Annotated in this window: 15 protein-coding genes and 2 tRNA genes; 8 read left to right on the top strand and 9 right to left on the bottom strand. The window is 70.9% G+C overall.

Features of this window, described 5'->3' with window-relative positions; translation table 11 throughout:
• Positions 1-185: 185 nt before the first annotated feature.
• A tRNA-Pro gene (locus OG522_RS24625) sits at positions 186-262 on the bottom strand.
• Between the two features lie 239 nt (positions 263-501).
• Here OG522_RS24625 and OG522_RS24620 point away from each other — a divergent pair.
• Positions 502-572 (top strand) — tRNA-Gly (locus tag OG522_RS24620).
• Between the two features lie 109 nt (positions 573-681).
• Here the strand turns inward: OG522_RS24620 and OG522_RS24615 are convergent.
• The 3 genes from OG522_RS24615 to OG522_RS24605 form a co-directional block, all read right to left on the bottom strand.
• Entirely contained in the window at positions 682-876 is a 195-nt protein-coding gene (locus OG522_RS24615) for a hypothetical protein (protein WP_329465168.1), read from the bottom strand.
• 130 nt (positions 877-1006) lie between these two features.
• A complete protein-coding gene (locus tag OG522_RS24610; protein WP_329465167.1) occupies positions 1007-1486 on the bottom strand; it encodes an HD domain-containing protein in 480 nt (159 codons plus the stop codon).
• Positions 1487-1580: 94 nt separating this feature from the next.
• Complete coding sequence (locus tag OG522_RS24605) at positions 1581-2726, bottom strand: PP2C family protein-serine/threonine phosphatase (protein WP_329465166.1); 1146 nt, start codon at positions 2724-2726, stop codon at positions 1581-1583.
• A gap of 141 nt (positions 2727-2867) precedes the next feature.
• On the opposite strand from OG522_RS24605, the gene OG522_RS24600 reads away from it, so the two are divergent.
• On the top strand, positions 2868-4097 hold the full coding sequence (locus OG522_RS24600) for a GNAT family N-acetyltransferase (protein WP_329465165.1): 1230 nt from the start codon (positions 2868-2870) through the stop codon (positions 4095-4097).
• Between the two features lie 22 nt (positions 4098-4119).
• Here the strand turns inward: OG522_RS24600 and OG522_RS24595 are convergent, their stop codons facing one another.
• Together OG522_RS24595 and OG522_RS24590 are read right to left on the bottom strand one after the other, a co-directional pair.
• Complete coding sequence (locus OG522_RS24595; protein WP_329465164.1) at positions 4120-4929, bottom strand: Fpg/Nei family DNA glycosylase; 810 nt, start codon at positions 4927-4929, stop codon at positions 4120-4122.
• A 9-nt stretch (positions 4930-4938) separates the two neighbouring features.
• Positions 4939-5427, bottom strand: coding sequence for a ribose-5-phosphate isomerase (locus OG522_RS24590; protein ID WP_329465163.1), 489 nt, complete (start codon positions 5425-5427; stop codon positions 4939-4941).
• Positions 5428-5610: 183 nt separating this feature from the next.
• On the opposite strand from OG522_RS24590, the gene OG522_RS24585 reads away from it, so the two are divergent.
• Entirely contained in the window at positions 5611-7086 is a 1476-nt protein-coding gene (locus tag OG522_RS24585) for an amino acid permease (RefSeq protein WP_329465162.1), read from the top strand.
• Here OG522_RS24585 and OG522_RS24580 read toward each other — a convergent pair.
• On the bottom strand, positions 7050-8549 hold the full coding sequence (locus OG522_RS24580; protein ID WP_443074745.1) for a serine/threonine-protein kinase: 1500 nt from the start codon (positions 8547-8549) through the stop codon (positions 7050-7052). The two genes, OG522_RS24585 and OG522_RS24580, sit on opposite strands and share 37 nt — an antisense overlap.
• Positions 8550-8754: 205 nt before the next feature.
• Between OG522_RS24580 and OG522_RS24575 the strand changes: the two genes are divergently transcribed.
• Positions 8755-9567 carry an LPXTG cell wall anchor domain-containing protein gene (locus OG522_RS24575; RefSeq protein ID WP_329465160.1) on the top strand — a complete coding sequence of 271 codons (813 nt, stop codon included), beginning with the start codon at positions 8755-8757 and terminating at the stop codon, positions 9565-9567.
• Between the two features lie 181 nt (positions 9568-9748).
• Positions 9749-10990, top strand: coding sequence for an FAD-binding oxidoreductase (locus OG522_RS24570; RefSeq protein WP_329465159.1), 1242 nt, complete (start codon positions 9749-9751; stop codon positions 10988-10990).
• An 84-nt stretch (positions 10991-11074) separates the two neighbouring features.
• On the opposite strand, the gene OG522_RS24565 is transcribed toward OG522_RS24570, so the two are convergent.
• Positions 11075-11662, bottom strand: coding sequence for a biotin transporter BioY (locus OG522_RS24565; protein ID WP_329465158.1), 588 nt, complete (start codon positions 11660-11662; stop codon positions 11075-11077).
• Between the two features lie 258 nt (positions 11663-11920).
• Here OG522_RS24565 and OG522_RS24560 point away from each other — a divergent pair, with 258 nt between their 5' ends.
• From OG522_RS24560 to OG522_RS24550, 3 genes are all read left to right on the top strand, one after another.
• Complete coding sequence (locus tag OG522_RS24560) at positions 11921-13288, top strand: amino acid permease (protein WP_329465157.1); 1368 nt, start codon at positions 11921-11923, stop codon at positions 13286-13288.
• A gap of 151 nt (positions 13289-13439) precedes the next feature.
• Positions 13440-14849, top strand: coding sequence for an amino acid permease (locus OG522_RS24555; protein WP_329465156.1), 1410 nt, complete (start codon positions 13440-13442; stop codon positions 14847-14849).
• 162 nt (positions 14850-15011) lie between these two features.
• A complete protein-coding gene (locus OG522_RS24550) occupies positions 15012-15653 on the top strand; it encodes a superoxide dismutase (RefSeq protein ID WP_329465154.1) in 642 nt (213 codons plus the stop codon).
• Between the two features lie 249 nt (positions 15654-15902).
• Here OG522_RS24550 and OG522_RS24545 read toward each other — a convergent pair whose 3' ends face one another.
• Positions 15903-16553: a DsbA family protein gene (locus tag OG522_RS24545; RefSeq protein WP_329465153.1), complete on the bottom strand. Its 651-nt coding sequence runs from the start codon at positions 16551-16553 to the stop codon at positions 15903-15905.
• Between the last annotated feature and the right edge of the window lie 20 nt (positions 16554-16573).

The following is a 16573-nucleotide window of genomic DNA, read 5'->3' as shown; positions in this document are numbered from 1 at the left end:
TGGGGGTTCTGCCCAGACCGACGGTCCCGGCGGATCGGGCCCGGTACATCAGATTGATCAGACACACGGGCACGCAGCTTGCATAGTAACCGCAAGCGGGATGCCGCCCACAATGTGATCTTGTGCCCGGAGAACCGGACCGTCCGTCGATGCCGGACGCCGGTGGTGGCGAATGTCAGTGACGCTGGTCGGGGTGGCGGGATTTGAACCCACGGCCTTCCGCTCCCAAAGCGGACGCGCTACCAAGCTGCGCCACACCCCGTCGGTGCGACACGTAGGGTACATGCCCGCGGCCGGTACGTCGGCAGCTTTACCGCCGGGACGGCGACGGCTTCACCGATTGGCGGGCGTTGGCCTTGCCGACGGGGCCGCGGGCGGCCCCGCTGCGCGCGGGTCGCGCGGCCGTGCGCCCGCCACCGGGGACGCGGTGTGCACGTGCGGGGTGTGACCCGCTACGATGCTCTACGTGCCGCGGTCACCATGACCTGCGGCGCGGTGCTTGCGGGCGTAGCTCAATGGTAGAGCCCTAGTCTTCCAAACTAGCTACGCGGGTTCGATTCCCGTCGCCCGCTCTGTTGCGACTCGGGGCCGGTCGAAGGGATGTATCCCTTCGACCGGCCCCGATCGCGTTCCGGGATGCTCGGGCGTCCGTGGACGGCGGGCCCCTCCGCTCGGGGAGGGTCAGAACTTGATCTGGTTGATCGTGTCCGCTATCGAGTTCAGGAATCGCTGGATCGACGGGGCCATGCCCGTCGAGGCCAGGAAGAAGCCGAAAAGTATCGCGACGATGGCTGGGCCGGCCTTGATGGAGCCGCCGCGGATCAGCACCACGAGGATGACCGCCAACAGCACCACCACTGACAGCGAAATGGCCACAACTGATCACACACCCTTGGTCGGTCCGCCCTTGCCGGCCCGGGGGCATGTCACGCACACCCCCGCCAGGTCCATCGTGCCACCAACACCCCTGTGGTTGTTCCCCGGTGGCGGATCGCCATCGTAAGGATCAGGCCAACCGCGCGTCGGATTGCGGCGGTTCGGCCAGGCCGAGCAGGCGGCGCGCCTCGCGGTACTTGGCCTCCAGGCGGGTCCGGGTCGGCTCGTCCAGGAGGGCCAGGCGGGCCGGATCCGCGTTGTGTGCCAGGTCGGACTCCTTGATCAGGAGCGCGCCCTCGGTGGCCAGGACGCGCTGCGCGTACAACGCCGGTTCCTCGCCCGGCCGTTTGGTCAGTGCGAGCACCAACGCCTTTACGGAGTACGGAAGTTCGGCGGAATCCAGCCACTCGGCGGACAGTGCGTCGTCCTCGATCGCGTCGTGCAACCACGCCGCTTTGATCTGGTCGTCGCTGCCGCCCCGCACCCGGACACCCTCGGCCACCGCCGCGAGGTGCTCGGCGTACGGGCGGCCCGCCTTGTCGGTCTGGCCTTCGTGGGCCGCGCGGGCGATGGCTTCGACTTCGGGGAGGGAAAGGGTGCGGCTCGGCATGGGCTCGACTGTACGGCGGGGCCCTCGCCGTCGCCCTGGCGCACCCCGGCCCCAGCGGCACGTTCTGCTCGCGCAGCCGGGGCCGCTCCCCCGACTAGGCCTCGCGGCTGATCAGCAGCAGCGCCCTGTCGTCGTTGACGTCCTTCGCCACCGCCTCGATGAGGTGCCAGGCCGCCCCGGCGAAACCCGTCGTCACGTACCGGTCGGCCTCGCCGGTCAGCCGGTCCATGCCCTCGGCGATGTCGCGTTCGGAGGTCTCCACCAGGCCGTCCGTGAAGAGCATCAGGACGTCGCCGGGGGCGAGCGAGCCCTTGGTGGCGTGGAATTCGGCGCCGTCGTAGACGCCGAGCAGCGGGCCTTCGGCCGACTGTTCCTGCCAGCGGCCCGAGCCCGCGTGGAGCTGGAGGGCCGGGGGGTGGCCGGCCGAGAGGAGCTGGTAGTCCCCCGAGTCGAGGTCCAGGACCAGGTGGATGGCGGTGGCGAAGCCCTCGTCCCAGTCCTGGCGCAGCAGGTAGCCGTTGGCCGCGGGCAGGAAGGCGTGCGGGGGCAGCGAGCCGAGGAGGCCGCCGAAGGCGCCGGAGAGCAGCAGGGCGCGGGAGCCCGCGTCCATGCCCTTGCCGGAGACGTCGGTGAGGACGATCTCCAGGGTGCGGCCGCCGCCGGTGCGGGCGGCGACCACGAAGTCGCCGGAGAAGGACTGGCCGCCCGCCGGACGCAGCGCCATCTCGCGGTGCCAGCCCTTGGGCAGGCGCGGCAGCGCGCTCTGGACGCGGATGCGTTCGCGCAGGTCGAAGAGCATGGTGCCGCCGCGCCGCCAGGGCACGCCGACGCGGGCCCGGAACTGGGCGATGAGCAGGCCGAAGAGTCCGCAGGCGCCCACCACGAGGACGGCGCCCGGGGTGACCCGGTCCAGTCCTGCCGTGTACGGGCCGAGCTCCACCGACTCCACGATCAGGGCGGTCGCGGCCGCCGCGTACAGGCCGAGCAGGTTGGCCGGCCGCAGCAGGAGGCCGCCCGCCACGATCGGCAGGACCAGGGCCGTGGGCGCGCACCACGCCGGGGCGAGGAGGGTGGCGCACGTGATGGCCGGGATGGTGAGCAGCAGACCGATCAGGGCGATCCAGTCGGAGCCGTCACCGCGGAAGTAGTCGACGCCGGATTTGCGCACCGCGGTGCGGACCCGGTGCAGCGCCTTGCGCCACCGGGCGGTGAACGAGTCCGCTCTCGTAGCACGTGCCATTGCCGAGGACCCTATCCAGCCGGTGGCGCTGTGTGCAGGTGACCCCGTGGACCGGGTCGGGCGGGGTGGGGGAAACCGCGTCGGGCGGGGCGGGGGAAAACGTGTCGCCCGCCGGTGGCGCCCCCTGGTAGGGATGGGCCCATGACGACGCAGCTGCGGGTGTTGGACCCGGCCGAGTGGGACGAGTGGTACGCGGCCATCGTGGTGGCGTTCGGAGGCCTGCCGGATGCCCCGGAGGAACTGGAACTGTGGCGCGAGCTGATCGATCCGGAGCGTTCGATCGCGGTGTGGGACGGCGCGGTGTGCGTGGCTGCCACCAGCACTTTCCCGTTCCGGATCAGTGTGCCGGGCGGGGCCGTGGTGCCGGCCGCGGGGGTGACCGGGGTCGGTGTGATGGGCACCCATCGTCGCCGCGGGATCCTCACCTCGATGATGCGGCGCCAGCTTGACGACGTACGGGAACGGGGCGAGGCGCTCGCTGTCCTGACGGCCTCCGAGCCGGCGATCTACGGGCGGTTCGGGTACGGCATCGGCACGCTCTCGCTGTCCGCCGAGATAGACACGGCGCGGGTCCGGCTGGCTCTTCCGCAGGGCTCGGACGGGGTGCGGCTGCGGTACGCGAAGGTGGACGAGTCGCTGGCCCGGTGCGAGGCGCTGTACGCGCGCCTGGTGCCGGGCCGGCCCGGCATGCTGGCCAGGCAGCCGGGCTGGGACCGCATGGTGACGCTGGACCCGGCGTCCCAGCGGGGTGGCGGCTCGCCGCTGCAGTGCGTGCTCGCGGAGCGCGACGGGGAGCTCGTCGGCTACGCGCGCTACCGCGTCTCGGTGACCAGTGAGCCGACGGGGGTGGCCGGCACGGTGTCGCTGGCCGATCTGGAGGCGGTGGACCCGGCGGCGCACGCGGCGTTGTGGCAGTACCTCTTCGACCTCGACCTGACGTCCACGCTGGTGGTGAAGAGCCGGCCGGCCGACGACCCGTTCCAGCACCTCGTCTCCGATGTGCGCCGGTGCGGCGTGCGGCTGCGCGATGCCCTGCACGTTCGGCTGGTGGATGTCTGCGCGGCGCTTGAGGCGCGGACGTACGCGGCGCCCGTCGACGTGGTCCTGGACGTCGAGGACGCGTTCTGCCCCTGGAACTCGGGCCGCTGGCGGCTCACCGGTGACACCAAGGGAGCGTCCTGCGTACGGACCGACGAGGCGGCCGAACTGGCGCTGTCCGTAAAGGAGTTGGGGGCCGCCTATCTCGGCGGGACCACCCTTTGCGCACTCGCGGGTGCGGGCCGGGTGCGCGAGCTGCGCCAGGGGGCGCTCGCCGAGGCCTCGACGGCGTTCGGCAGCGAGCGCGCGCCCTGGCTGCCGCACGGCTTCTGACGAGGCCGTCCCGGCGGCGGTGTCACCGCTGCTGGCAGCCGGGGCACCAGAAGAGATTGCGGGCGGCGAGATCGGCGGTGCGGATCTCGCCGCCACAGATGTGGCAGGGCTGGTGGGCTCGGCGGTAGACGTAGACCTCGCCGCCGTGGTCGTCCACGCGCGGCGGGCGGCCCATCGCCTCGGGGGTGTGCTCGGGGCGGACGGTGTCGATGCGGTCGAGCCGGACGCCCTCGCGCATCAGCTCAGCGAGGTCGCCCCAGATGGCGTGCCACTCGGCGCGCGTGAGGTCCTTGCCCAGGCGGTAGGGGTCGATGCCGTGCCGGAAGAGGACTTCGGCTCGGTAGACGTTGCCGACGCCCGCGACGACCTTCTGGTCCATGAGCAGGGCGGCGACGGTGGTGCGGCTGCGCGAGACGCGCTGCCAGGCCCGCTCGCCGGTGTCGGCCGCGCGCAGCGGGTCGGGGCCGAGCCGCTGGTGTATCGCCCGCTTCTCGCCGTCGGTGATGAGGGCGCAGGTGGTCGGTCCGCGCAGGTCCGCGTACGCGTCGTCGTTCACCAGGCGCAGCCGCACGGTGTCGGTGGGCGGCGGGGCCGGTGCGTCACCGAGGGCGTACTTGCCGAACAGGCCCAGGTGGATGTGGATCCAGCCGGACGGTCCGAAGCCGAGGAACAGGTGCTTGCCGTGCGCCTCGGCGCTCTCCAGCGCCTGGCCGTCGACCAGACAGGCGCCGTCGGAGAACTTGCCCTGCGGGCTGGTGGCACGCAGCGGCCGGCCGCCGAACATCAGGTCGTGGTCGGCGGCCAGCCGGTGGATGGTGTGCCCTTCGGGCATGAGCGGCGATCAGCCCTGCTGCGGGTGGTGGGCCGGGATCTCGGGGAGCTTGCCGGTGGTCTCGTACTCGGTGAGCATGTCGATGCGGCGGGTGTGGCGTGCCTCACCCGAGTACGGGGTGTTCAGGAAGATCTCAACGAACTTGGTCGCCTCTTCCTGGGTGTGCATCCGGCCGCCGACCGAGATCACGTTGGCGTTGTTGTGCTCGCGGCCGAGCGCCGCGGTCTGCTCGCTCCAGGCCAGCGCGGCGCGGACGCCCTTGACCTTGTTCGCGGCGATCTGCTCGCCGTTGCCGGAGCCGCCGATCACGATGCCGAGCGAGTTGGGGTCGGCGGCCGTCTTCTCGGCGGCACGCAGACAGAACGGCGGGTAGTCGTCCTGGGCGTCGTAGATGTGCGGACCGCAGTCCACGGGCTCGTGGCCGTGGGCCGTGAGCCACTCGACGAGGTGGTTCTTGAGTTCGTAGCCGGCATGGTCGGAACCGAGGTACACGCGCATGCTCCCGAGTGTGGCATGCGCGGGGCTGGGCAGGGGGAACCGGGGGCGGGACTTCGGCCCCCCGCGCCGGGGGTCCTTCGTCCTCGTACAACGATCCGGATTCAGGTCTTCCGTCCCGAACCGGTCCGGGTTTCAATGCACGGGCTCGTGACCCGAGTGCTCCGAAGACGTAAGGAACCGTCCATGACCTCCCAGCCGACCGTCGCCAAGGAAGACAGCCTCCCGGGCGACCCCGGTTCCGGTTCGACCTCCCCCGGCGGCCCCCACAACGGCCTCCAGGCGGGTCTCAAGAACCGTCATCTGTCCATGATCGCCATCGGTGGCGTGATCGGCGCCGGCCTCTTCGTGGGTTCCGGTTCCGGTATCGCCGCGGCCGGCCCAGCCATTCTGCTCTCGTACGCACTCGTCGGCGTGATGGTCGTCTTCGTGATGCGGATGCTCGGCGAGATGGCCGCCGCCCGCCCGTCGTCGGGCTCGTTCTCGGCGTACGCCGACCGTGCGCTCGGCCGCTGGGCCGGGTTCTCGATCGGCTGGCTGTACTGGTTCTTCTGGGTCGTGGTGCTCGCGGTCGAGGCGACGGCCGGCGCGAAGATCCTGCACACCTGGGTGCCGGGGGTCCCGCAGTGGGGCTGGGCGCTGATCGTGATGCTCGTGCTGACCGCCACCAACCTCGCCTCGGTGTCCTCGTACGGTGAGTTCGAGTTCTGGTTCGCCGGGATCAAGGTCGTCGCGATCGGCGCCTTCGTGGTCATCGGGCTGCTCGCGGTGTTCGGCGTGCTGCCGGGCTCGAACAACCCCGGCGCGGGCTTCGCGCACCTCACGGACGCCGGCGGATTCTTCCCCAAGGGATACGGGGCGGTCCTCACCGGTGTGCTGATGGTCGTCTTCTCCTTCATGGGCAGCGAGATCGTGACGCTGGCCGCCGGCGAGTCCGAGGACCCGCGCCGCGCCGTGACCAAGGCCACCAACAGCGTGATCTGGCGGATCGCGGTCTTCTACCTCGGTTCGATCTTCATCGTGCTGACCCTCCTGAAGTGGAGCGACCCCTCGATCGTCGCCGACGGCTCCTACGTGGCGGCCCTCAAGACGATCGGCATCCCGCACGCCGACCAGATCATGAACGTGATCGTGCTGACCGCGGTGCTCTCCTGCCTCAACTCCGGTCTGTACACGGCCTCCCGGATGGCGTTCTCGCTCGGTGAGCGCGGGGACGCGCCGCGCTCCTTCGCGCGCACCAACGGGCGGGGCGTGCCGCGGGTCGCGATCCTGAGCTCGGTCGTGTTCGGCTTCGTCGCCGTCTTCTTCAACTACAAGTGGCCGGACACCGTCTTCGCGTTCCTGCTCAACTCCTCCGGCGCGGTCGCCCTGTTCGTGTGGCTGGTGATCTGCTTCACCCAGCTGCGGATGCGCGGGATCATCCTGCGCGAGGCGCCGGAGAAGCTGACCGTGAAGATGTGGGGCTTCCCCTACCTCACCTGGCTGACGGCCGGGATGATCACCTTCGTCCTCGTCTACATGCTGTTCGACAAGTCCGGGCGCGAGCAGGTGCTCCTGTCGCTCCTGGTCGCGGCGATCGTCATCGTGATCGCCGTCGTCAAGGAGAAGGTCCTGGCGAGCCGCGCTCAGAGCGGGGTGAACGACGAGGTCACCGCGTCGTAGGCGGCGCGGGCGGCCGACTCCGTGTCGGCCTCGTACCAGGTGTTGACCTGGTACGACTTGCCGCCTTCGTCGAAGCCGATCTGGCGGGCCTTCCAGGGGACGCCGTTCTGGGTGAAGTCGTAGTCCCAGATGATGGCGGGCTGCCCGTGGAAGGTCGTCCGGTCGAGCCGGATCTTCCGGTAGCCCGGCACGTCGTGGGAGCCCGCCTCGGCCTCCTGCCACTGGGTCATGAGATCGCCGCCGCGTACGAGTGCGTACGAGGCGGCGATCTCTTGTTGTCCGCCCGGCGCGTGGTAGTGCACGTTGGAGGGGCTCTTGGCGGTACGGGTCCAGCCCTTGGGCGGTGTCCAGGCGAAGCCGGTCTCGTCCAGGGAGCCGGGCGGCAGGGTCGGCGAGGGCGCGCGCGAGGTGCCGGCCACGGTCGGCGGCGTCACCCCGGCCGAGCCGCTCGCGGTGCCTCCGCCGTGCCGGTCGGCGGTGGTGGCGATCAGGACGGCGGTCACGGCCGCCACCACGACGGCCACCGCGGCCAGGACCACCGTGCGGCGCCGGTGCCGGGCGGATGGCCCGGGTTCCTGCCGTACGGGTTCGGGTGGCTGCGCCAACTCCCTTGGGTGGGGCGGCAGCTCACCGGGTGCGACCGGATCCGGCCAGGGCGGCGCCTGGCCGGGCGCCGTCAGGGTGGGCGGATGCGGCGCCGGCGGCACGGTCGGGGATGCGGCGATCGGCGCCAGACGGGTGGTGAGCTCACCGAGGGACGGCCGGCGATCCGGGTCCTTGGCCAGGAGCGCGGTGAGCAGCGCGGTCAACGGGCCCGCCGCCGCCGGGAGTTCGGGCTCCTCGTGGAGCACGGCGTGCAGGGTGGCGAGGGTGGTCGCGCGGGCGAACGGGGAGCGGCCGCCGACCGCCGCGCACAGGGTCGCGCCGAGCGACCAGAGGTCGGAGGCCGGGCCCTGCGGTTTGCCGCTGACCCGCTCGGGCGCCATGTAGTCCGGGGAGCCGACCAGCATGCCGACCACGGTGAGCGCGGCGGCGTCCTGGATGGCGGCGATGCCGAAGTCGGTGAGCACGACCCGGCCGCCGGGGCCGAGCAGCACGTTGCCCGGTTTGATGTCGCGGTGCAGCACGCCCACCGCGTGCACCTGCACGAGGGCCGCCGCGAGGCCGAGCCCGATGCGGGCGGCCTCGCGCGGCTCCACGGGGCCGTCCTCGACCAGGAGCTTGTCCAGCGAGCGGGCCTCGACCAGCTCCATCACGATCCAGAGCCGGTCGCTCTCCTCGGCCACCACGTCGTAGACCCGGACCACATTGGGGTGGTCGATCCGGGCGGTGGCGCGGGCCTCGCGCAGACTGCGCTCGCGCCGGACGCGGCTGTCCTCCGCGTCCAGTTCATCGATGCGCATTTCTTTTACGGCGACCTGCCGGTCGAGTATCTCGTCCGCCGCCCGCCACACCCGCCCCATTCCTCCCTGACCAATTGTTTCGCATAGGCGGTAGCGTCCAGCGACCAATAGCCCCGGCGTTCCCAGCATGACCAACCGCCCCCTCGGTACCCGCTGTGACCAGGACTGATTCACTACGGTGACACCATCACAGCATAATTGGCGGAAATCTTGTGGGACCCTTCTGCGCAGAGACGCACCCACTACGGGTGAGGGGGATGGGGAAATGCACGTTCGAAAAAACAATGGATCTCTTTTCGCCTCCGTATGCGCGGCACTGCTGATAATTCCGTTCGGCGCGGGCGCCGCCCTGGCCGCCGGGCCGACTCCTGGCAGCAGCCAGGGCGGGACACCGGGACCGAGCGCGCCGCCCGATCTGAAGATCTCCACCGAGCTGCCGTCGACGATCAAGGTGCACAACTCCACGGGCCGCACCACGCTCACCGCCAAGGTCGTCAACCACGGGAGCGGGTCCACCGGCCGGATCACCCTGACCGTCCTCGGCCTGGACGGCATGAGGATCACGGGCGTCGCGGGGTGTGCGCCGGTCCCGAAGAAGAAGCTGGCGCCGGGCACCAACAGCGGATTCGCCTGCGCGATCCCCGCTCTGGCGCCCGGGAAGGCGCGGTCGTACACCGTCTCGGCGACGTACGACCTGTCGAAGACCGGCCGGATCTGCCTGCCGGTGACCGAGGGGAGCGGCGAGAAGGTGCTGTGGCAGCAGGGCCCGGTGCCGTTCGGGACAACGAGGCCGACGCCCAACGCGCCGGACACCCCGCTGCTGCTCGGCACCGACAACGTGCCGGCGCCCCCGCCCTCGGGCACGGCCACGCCGTCGGGCACGGCCACGCCCCCACCGACCGCCACGCCGACCGGTCCCGCTCCCTCGTCGCCCACGCCGCCGCCGCAGCTGCCCAAAACCGGCCTCAACGACGGCGTGCTGCCGCTCGCCGCGGCCGGGGTGCTGTTCCTGATCGCCGGGGGCACGGGGCTGTGGTGGACGACCCGGGGCCGCGGCCGGATGTCCACGAGGACCTGACGGACCCACCGCTCGCGACATTCCATACCTGACGGCCGATGTCAGGTATTCGCGGGAAGCTCTCCCCATGTCCAGCAAGCAGACAGACGGAGGGCTTCCCGTGTAGACGTTCCACCCCGGCGACAGCGGCTACCAGAGCGAGCTGGCCGGATATCAGCTCGGGTTCGCCCAGCGCCCCGCCGTGGTCTTCGCCGCCGAGAGCGCCGCGGACGTGCAGAGTGCCGTGCGGTACGCCGCCGAGCGCGGGCTCCCGGTCGGGGTGCACGCCACCGGGCACGGGCTGGTGGGGGCCACCGCGGGCGGGGTGCTCATCACCACCCGCCGCATGGACTCCCTGACCGTCGACGCCGGGCGCCGCACGGTGCGCCTGAGCGCCGGGGTGTCCTGGGGGCAGGTCGTCGCCGCGGCCGTCCCGCACGGGCTCGCCCCACTGAACGGCTCGGCGCCGAGCGTGGGCGCGGTCGGCTACACGCTGGGCGGTGGACTGGGCATCCTGGCACGGGAGTTCGGGTACGCGGCCGATCACGTGCGGGCCCTGGAGGTCGTCACCGCGGACGGCGCACTGCGCGAGGTGACGGCGGTCAGCGACCCCGAGCTCTTCTGGGGGCTGCTCGGCGGCGGGGCCAACCTCGGCGTGGTGACCGCCCTTGAGACGGCCCTGGTCCCGGTGGCCCGGCTGTACGGAGGTCAGCTCGGCTTCGACGGGGAGCTGTTCGGCGAGCGCGTACTGGAGGAGTACCTGCGCTGGACCGCGACGGTCCCCGACGGCCTGACCTCCTCGCTCCAGGCCATCCAGTGGCCGGACGCGGAGTGGGCCCCGGCGCCGGTGCGCGGGCGGTACGTGGTGAGCGTGCGAGTGGCGTTCACCGGGAGCGCCGAGGAGGGCGAGCGGCTCGTGGCGCCGCTGCGGGCGATCGGGCCCGCGCTCACGGACGACCTGCGGGAGATGGCGTATGCCCAGTCGCCGTCCATCCACCGCGACCCCGAGCACGCGCACCCCTATTACGGCAACGGCGCGATGCTGCGCGGGGTCACCGCGGCGGCGCTGTCCCGGGCGCTGCGGCTGACCGGCGCCGAGGCGCCCACGATGTGCGTGGTGCAGCTCAACCACCTGGGCGGCGCGCTGGCGAAGCCCGCGCCGAACGCGGTGCCGCACCGCACGGCGGAGTTCCTGCTGCGCGTGCTGACCCCGTTCGCCAAGGACCAACTCCCCGGCGTACGCGCCCTCCATCAGGAGGTGCTGGGCTCCCTGGCCCCGTGGACCCTGGGCCGCTCACTCAACTTCACGTTCGGCGACGCGGAGTTCGGCGGGACCAAGGGCCTGTACGGCGAGGACAACGAGAAGAGGCTCGCCGCGTTGAAGTCGCTGCGCGACCCGGCGAACCTCTTCAGGAGCAACAACTACAACGTGGTTCCGACGTAGCCCTGGCTCACAAGATCCAGCTCCCTCATCGGCCCCTGGCCCTTCAGGGCTCGGGGCGGGTCCGGGGCCGGAATTCCCGGTGCCTCAGCCTCGGCGGGCGATCAGCTTCCACGCCGCGGGCAGCAGCCCCATCGCCAGCGCCGCCTTGAGCGTGTCGCCCAGCAGGAACGGCGTCAGGCCCGCGGCGACCGCGGCGCTCAGCGACATCCCCGTCGACGCCGCCAGGTAGGGCACACCCACCGCGTAGATGACCGCCGAGCCCAGCACCATCGTCCCCGCGGTACGCAGCACGGAACGGTCGGCCCCGCGGCGGGCCAGTGCGCCGACGACCGTGGCGGCGAGCAGCATGCCGAGGACGTAGCCGAACGAGGCGCCGCCCGCGCCGGCGGAGCCGTTCGCGAACCACGGCACCCCGGCCATGCCGACCAGGGCGTACAGCGCGAGCGAGAGGAAGCCGCGGCCGGCGCCGAGGCCCGCGCCGACGAGCAGCGCGGCGAAGGTCTGGCCGGTGACCGGCACGGGCGTGCCCGGGATGTGCACGGCGATCTGCGCGGCGACGCCGGTGAGCGCGGCGCCGCCGACGACGAGCGCGATGTCCTTGGTGCGGGAGGCCGGCAGCAGGTCGGCGAGTACCGATCCGGTGCGGGGGGCGGCGGCGGACACAGTGCTCATCGGAACTCTCCGGCAGGTGTGGGTGACGGGACGTGCTGGGACACCGTGACGTTAGCCCACTGAATCTCACTGGATCACCAGCAGCCGCCCACAAAGCGTGCGTTGGGGCCTTGGTGGGATCTGCACAAAGCCCGGGATTCATGCACTGCCCGGCGTGACCCTCGTCACTGCGGCGATGGTGTCGAGTAACCCTTTTGCGCCAGGAGCCGCGACTCGGCGAGACTGTAGGTTCCCCATAAACCGAAAGTTACGAGCACCATGCACGACTCCTTGCCCGCGGAGCCCCTCTCCCATGGGCTGAAGCAGCGCCATCTGACCATGCTCGGCCTCGGTGGGGTGATCGGCGCGGGGCTCTTCGTGGGCTCGGGTGCCGGGATCGCGGTGGCGGGTCCGGGCATCGTCGTCTCGTATTTGATCGCGGGTGCGATCGCGATGCTGGTGATGCGGATGCTGGGCGAGATGTCGGCGGCGATGCCCGCGTCGGGCTCGTTCTCGGTGCACGCGGAGCGGGCGCTCGGCCGCTGGGCCGGGTTCAGCGTGGGCTGGCTGTACTGGTTCCTGCTCGTGGTGGTGCTCGCCGTGGAGGCGACCGGCGCCGCGAAGATCGCGAACGGGTGGGCGCCGGGGGTGCCGCAGTGGGCCTGGGTGCTGATCTTCATGGTGGTGTTCACCGGCGCCAACCTGGCCGCGGTGAAGAACTTCGGCGAGTTCGAGTTCTGGTTCGCCGCCCTGAAGGTCTTCGCGATCGTCGCGTTCCTGGTGCTCGGACTGCTCGCGGTCTTCGGGGTGCTGCCCGACACGTCGGCGGTCGGGATGTCCAACCTGACCGGGCGGGGCGGCTTCCTGCCCGCCGGGTGGAGCGGCGTGGTCTCCGGGGTGCTGGCGGTGATCTTCGCGTTCGGCGGCCTGGAGGTCGTCACGATCGCCGCGGCGGAGTCCGACGACCCGGCGCGCGCGGTGGGCCGCGCGGTGCGCAGCGCGGTGTGGCGCATCCTCTTCTTCTACGTGGGCTCGATGCTGGTCATCGTGACGCTCCTGCCGTGGACGTCGATGAAGCCGGGCCAGAGCCCGTACGTCGCCGTGCTCGACTCGATCGGCATTCCGTCGGCCGGGCAGATCATGAGCATCGTGGTGTTCGTGGCGCTGCTCTCCGCCCTCAACGCCAATCTGTACGGCTCATCGCGCATGATCTTCTCGCTCGCCGAGCGGGGCGAGGCGCCACGGGGACTGTTGAAGGTGTCGGGCGGCGGGGTGCCGCGCCGGGCGGTGCTCGCGTCGGTGGCCTTCGGGTTCGTCTCCGTGCTCCTGAACCTGAAGTGGCCGGACTCGGTGTTCCTCTACATGCTCAACGCGGTCGGCGCGGTGCTGCTGTTCGTGTGGGCGCTGATCGCCGTCTCGCAGCTGCGGCTGCGCCGCCGCATCGAGCGTGAGGCACCGCAGCGGCTGACCCTGAAGATGTGGGCCTTCCCCCATCTCACCTGGGCGGCGCTCGTCGCGATGGCGGCGGTGCTCGTGCTGATGCTGTTCGACGACACCGCCCGGCCGCAGCTGTTGTGGTCGGCCGGGGCGACGGCGGCGGTGCTCGTGGTGGCAGGGATACGGGAGTTGCGCACGCGCCGCGTGTGAAATTCACGTAAACAAACCGCACGGGCTTCTTCACGCTGTGTGAGTCGGGTGTCCGCATAGCGGGCTGGTGTTCCCTCTGAGCGGAGCCGCACAGAGACTGTGGGCTCCGCGCCGCCGACCCGGTGGATCAGCTACTGAACAGGGCATGCCCATGTCTCGGACAACCGCGACCGCGCCGAACGACAGCCGGCCGCAGACCGACTCACCGCTCACCCACGGTCTCAAGCAGCGCCATCTCTCGATGATCGCCCTCGGCGGGGTCATCGGCGCCGGGCTCTTCGTCGGGTCCGGCACCGCGATCGCCGCGGCCGGACCCTCGATCATCCTCGCCTATGCGATATCCGGCGCCCTGGTCATGCTCGTGATGCGCATGCTGGGCGAGATGTCGGCCGCCAACCCCGCCTCGGGCTCGTTCTCGGTGCACGCCGAGCGGGCGATGGGGCCGTGGGCCGGGTTCACAGCGGGCTGGGCCTTCTGGTTCCTGCTGTGCGTGGCCGTCGGCCTGGAGGGCATCGGCGCGGCCGGCATCGTGCACGGCTGGCTGCCGGGCGTCCCGGAGTGGGCACTTGTGGCCGTGTTCATGCTGCTGTTCTGCACCACCAACCTCGCGGCCGTGAAGAACTTCGGCGAGTTCGAGTTCTGGTTCGCCGCGCTGAAGATCGGCGCGATCGTCCTGTTCCTGGCCATCGGCGTCCTCGCGATCGTCGGCGTGCTGCCGGACACCCACGCGCCGGGGCTCACCAACCTCACCGGCCAGGGCGGCTTCATGCCCAACGGCAGCGACGGCCTGATCGTCGGACTGCTCGCCTCCGTCTTCGCGTACGGCGGCCTGGAGACGGTCACCATCGCCGCGGCCGAGTCCGAACACCCCGTCCAGGGCGTCGCGAAGGCCGTGCGCACCGCGATGTGGCGGATCGCGATCTTCTACGTCGGCTCGATGACGGTCGTCGTCACGCTGCTGCCGTGGACCGCCAAGGACATCGCCACCAAGGGCCCCTACGTCGCCACGCTGGACTACTTGGGCATCCCGCACGCCGGCGACATCATGAACGTCGTGATCCTGGTCGCCCTGCTCTCGGCGATGAACGCGAACATCTACGGCGCCTCCCGCATGGCCGGTTCGCTGGTCTCGCGCGGCCAGGGCCCGAAGGTGCTCGGGAAGGTCTCGGGCGGGGTGCCGCGGGTCGCGGTGCTCACCTCCTCCGCGTTCGGCTTCGTGTGCGTGCTGCTCAGCTACTGGCGCCCCGACGACATCTTCCAATGGCTCCTGAACACCATCGGCGCCATCATCCTGGTCGTCTGGTTCTTCATCGCCGCCGCCCAGTTGCTGCTGCGCCGCCGCATCGAGCGTGAGGCGCCCGAGAAGCTCGTCGTGAAGATGTGGCTGTACCCGTGGCTCACCTGGATCGCACTGCTCGGCATGGCGGTGATCTTCGTACTGATGGCCCGCGAGGACGGCACCCGGGTGCAGCTCTACTACACGGGCGGCCTCACCGTGGTCCTCGCCGTGATCGGCTACGTCCGCCAGCGCACCTCCACCCGGCCCCCGCTGGAAGCCTGACCGAACCCGCTCAACAGTCCTGCGTCCCAAGGCACTAGGCCTCGGGACGCAGGACTTTTCGCTGAGCCCACCCTGAGCTGCACAGCCGCATTGCTGCTGATAGCGTGCACTTGCACATTGGTTGCAATAAGAATTCGCAGTGATCAGTCGGAGGGCTCGGACATGGCCATTTACACGCTTCCTGAACTTCCGTACGACTACGCGGCGCTCGAACCGGTCATCAGCCCCGAGATCATCGAGCTGCACCACGACAAGCACCACGCGGCGTACGTGAAGGGCGCGAACGACACTCTGGAGCAGCTCGCCCAGGCCCGCGACACGGATGCCTGGGGCTCGATCAACGGCCTGGAGAAGAACCTCGCGTTCCACCTCTCCGGCCACATCCTGCACTCGATCTACTGGCACAACATGACGGGTGACGGCGGCGGCGAGCCCCTGGACAAGGACGGCACCGGCGAGCTGGCCGACGCCATCGCCGAATCCTTCGGTTCCTTCGCCAAGTTCAAGGCCCAGCTGACCAAGGCCGCGGCGACGACTCAGGGATCGGGCTGGGGCGTCCTGGCCTACGAGCCGATCAGCGGCCGCCTCGTGGTCGAGCAGATCTACGACCACCAGGGCAACGTGGGCCAGGGCTCGACCCCGGTCCTGGTCTTCGACGCCTGGGAGCACGCCTTCTACCTCCAGTACAGGAACCAGAAGGTCGACTTCATCGAGGCCATGTGGCGGGTCGTCAACTGGCAGGACGTGGCGAAGCGTTACGCGGCCGCGAAGCAGGCGGGGAACACCCTGCTGCTCGCCCCGTAGGTCGCCGAACGCCCGCGGGAAGTGCGGCCGGTTCGCCGCGGGCCGCAGCTGGCCGGTGGCGCCCACGCGGCGCAGCCCCGCCCCCCTTCGGGGCGCTTGCGCCCCCGGGCTCCACGTGGCCGCTCAGAACGTCCTGCCTCGTGATCGTCTTCTCACCCTTCACGACGGCAGGCGGATGCAGGAAGGCCCCCGCGAGGACGTGACTCGCGGGGGCCTTTCCCTGCCGGTACCCAGAGGTCCCGCCGGGGCTCAGAGGTTGCTGAAGTCCGGGCCCACCGTGCGGCTGCGCTTGATCTCGTAGAAGCCGGGGGTGGCGGCCACCAGCAGCGTGCCGTCCCACAGCTTCGCCGCGGCCTCGCCCTGCGGGGCGGGGGTGACGACCGGGCCGAAGAAGGCGATCTGCTCGCCGTCCGCGCCCGGCACGGCGATGACCGGGGTGCCGACGTCCTGGCCGACCTTCTCTATGCCCTCCTTGTGGGAGGCCCGCAGCTGGACGTCGTAGGTGTCCCGGTCCGCGTAGTCGATGAGCTCGGCGGGCAGGTCCACGTCCTTGAGGGCGGCGGCGATGGCGTCGCGGGTCACGCCCAGGCCCTCGTTGTGGAAGCGGGTGCCGAGCGCCGTGTACAGCTTGCCCACCACCTCGTCGCCGTGCAGCTCCCGGGCGGCGATGACCACGCGCACCGGGCCCCAGGCCTTGCCGCCGGGCCGCATGTTCTCGGCGTACTGCTCGGGGAGCTCGTCCAGCCGGTCCTCGTTCAGCACCGCGAGACTCATCACGTGCCAGCGGACCTCCACGTCGCGGACCTTCTCGACCTCCAGCATCCAGCGCGAGGTCATCCAGGCCCACGGGCACAGCGGGTCGAACCAGAAGTCGACGGGGGTCTTGGCGGACTCGGGCATGTCTCTCCTCGGGCAATGTC

It is taken from the genome of Streptomyces sp. NBC_01431, from assembly GCF_036231355.1.
Lineage (GTDB): Bacteria > Actinomycetota > Actinomycetes > Streptomycetales > Streptomycetaceae > Streptomyces.
Note: the sequence above shows the minus strand (reverse complement) of the source record. Positions and strands in the feature narration are given on the sequence as shown.

Coding starts and splice junctions, on each gene's coding strand:
- OG522_RS24610 (WP_329465167.1), bottom strand. CDS start 1,486: ATGCCGAGCCGCACCCTTTCCCTCCCCGAAGTCGAAGCCATCGCCCGC.
- OG522_RS24605 (WP_329465166.1), bottom strand. CDS start 2,726: ATGGCACGTGCTACGAGAGCGGACTCGTTCACCGCCCGGTGGCGCAAG.
- OG522_RS24600 (WP_329465165.1), top strand. CDS start 2,868: ATGACGACGCAGCTGCGGGTGTTGGACCCGGCCGAGTGGGACGAGTGG.
- OG522_RS24595 (WP_329465164.1), bottom strand. CDS start 4,929: ATGCCCGAAGGGCACACCATCCACCGGCTGGCCGCCGACCACGACCTG.
- OG522_RS24590 (WP_329465163.1), bottom strand. CDS start 5,427: ATGCGCGTGTACCTCGGTTCCGACCATGCCGGCTACGAACTCAAGAAC.
- OG522_RS24585 (WP_329465162.1), top strand. CDS start 5,611: ATGACCTCCCAGCCGACCGTCGCCAAGGAAGACAGCCTCCCGGGCGAC.
- OG522_RS24580 (WP_443074745.1), bottom strand. CDS start 8,549: ATGGGGCGGGTGTGGCGGGCGGCGGACGAGATACTCGACCGGCAGGTC.
- OG522_RS24575 (WP_329465160.1), top strand. CDS start 8,755: ATGCACGTTCGAAAAAACAATGGATCTCTTTTCGCCTCCGTATGCGCG.
- OG522_RS24565 (WP_329465158.1), bottom strand. CDS start 11,662: ATGAGCACTGTGTCCGCCGCCGCCCCCCGCACCGGATCGGTACTCGCC.
- OG522_RS24560 (WP_329465157.1), top strand. CDS start 11,921: ATGCACGACTCCTTGCCCGCGGAGCCCCTCTCCCATGGGCTGAAGCAG.
- OG522_RS24555 (WP_329465156.1), top strand. CDS start 13,440: ATGTCTCGGACAACCGCGACCGCGCCGAACGACAGCCGGCCGCAGACC.
- OG522_RS24550 (WP_329465154.1), top strand. CDS start 15,012: ATGGCCATTTACACGCTTCCTGAACTTCCGTACGACTACGCGGCGCTC.
- OG522_RS24545 (WP_329465153.1), bottom strand. CDS start 16,553: ATGCCCGAGTCCGCCAAGACCCCCGTCGACTTCTGGTTCGACCCGCTG.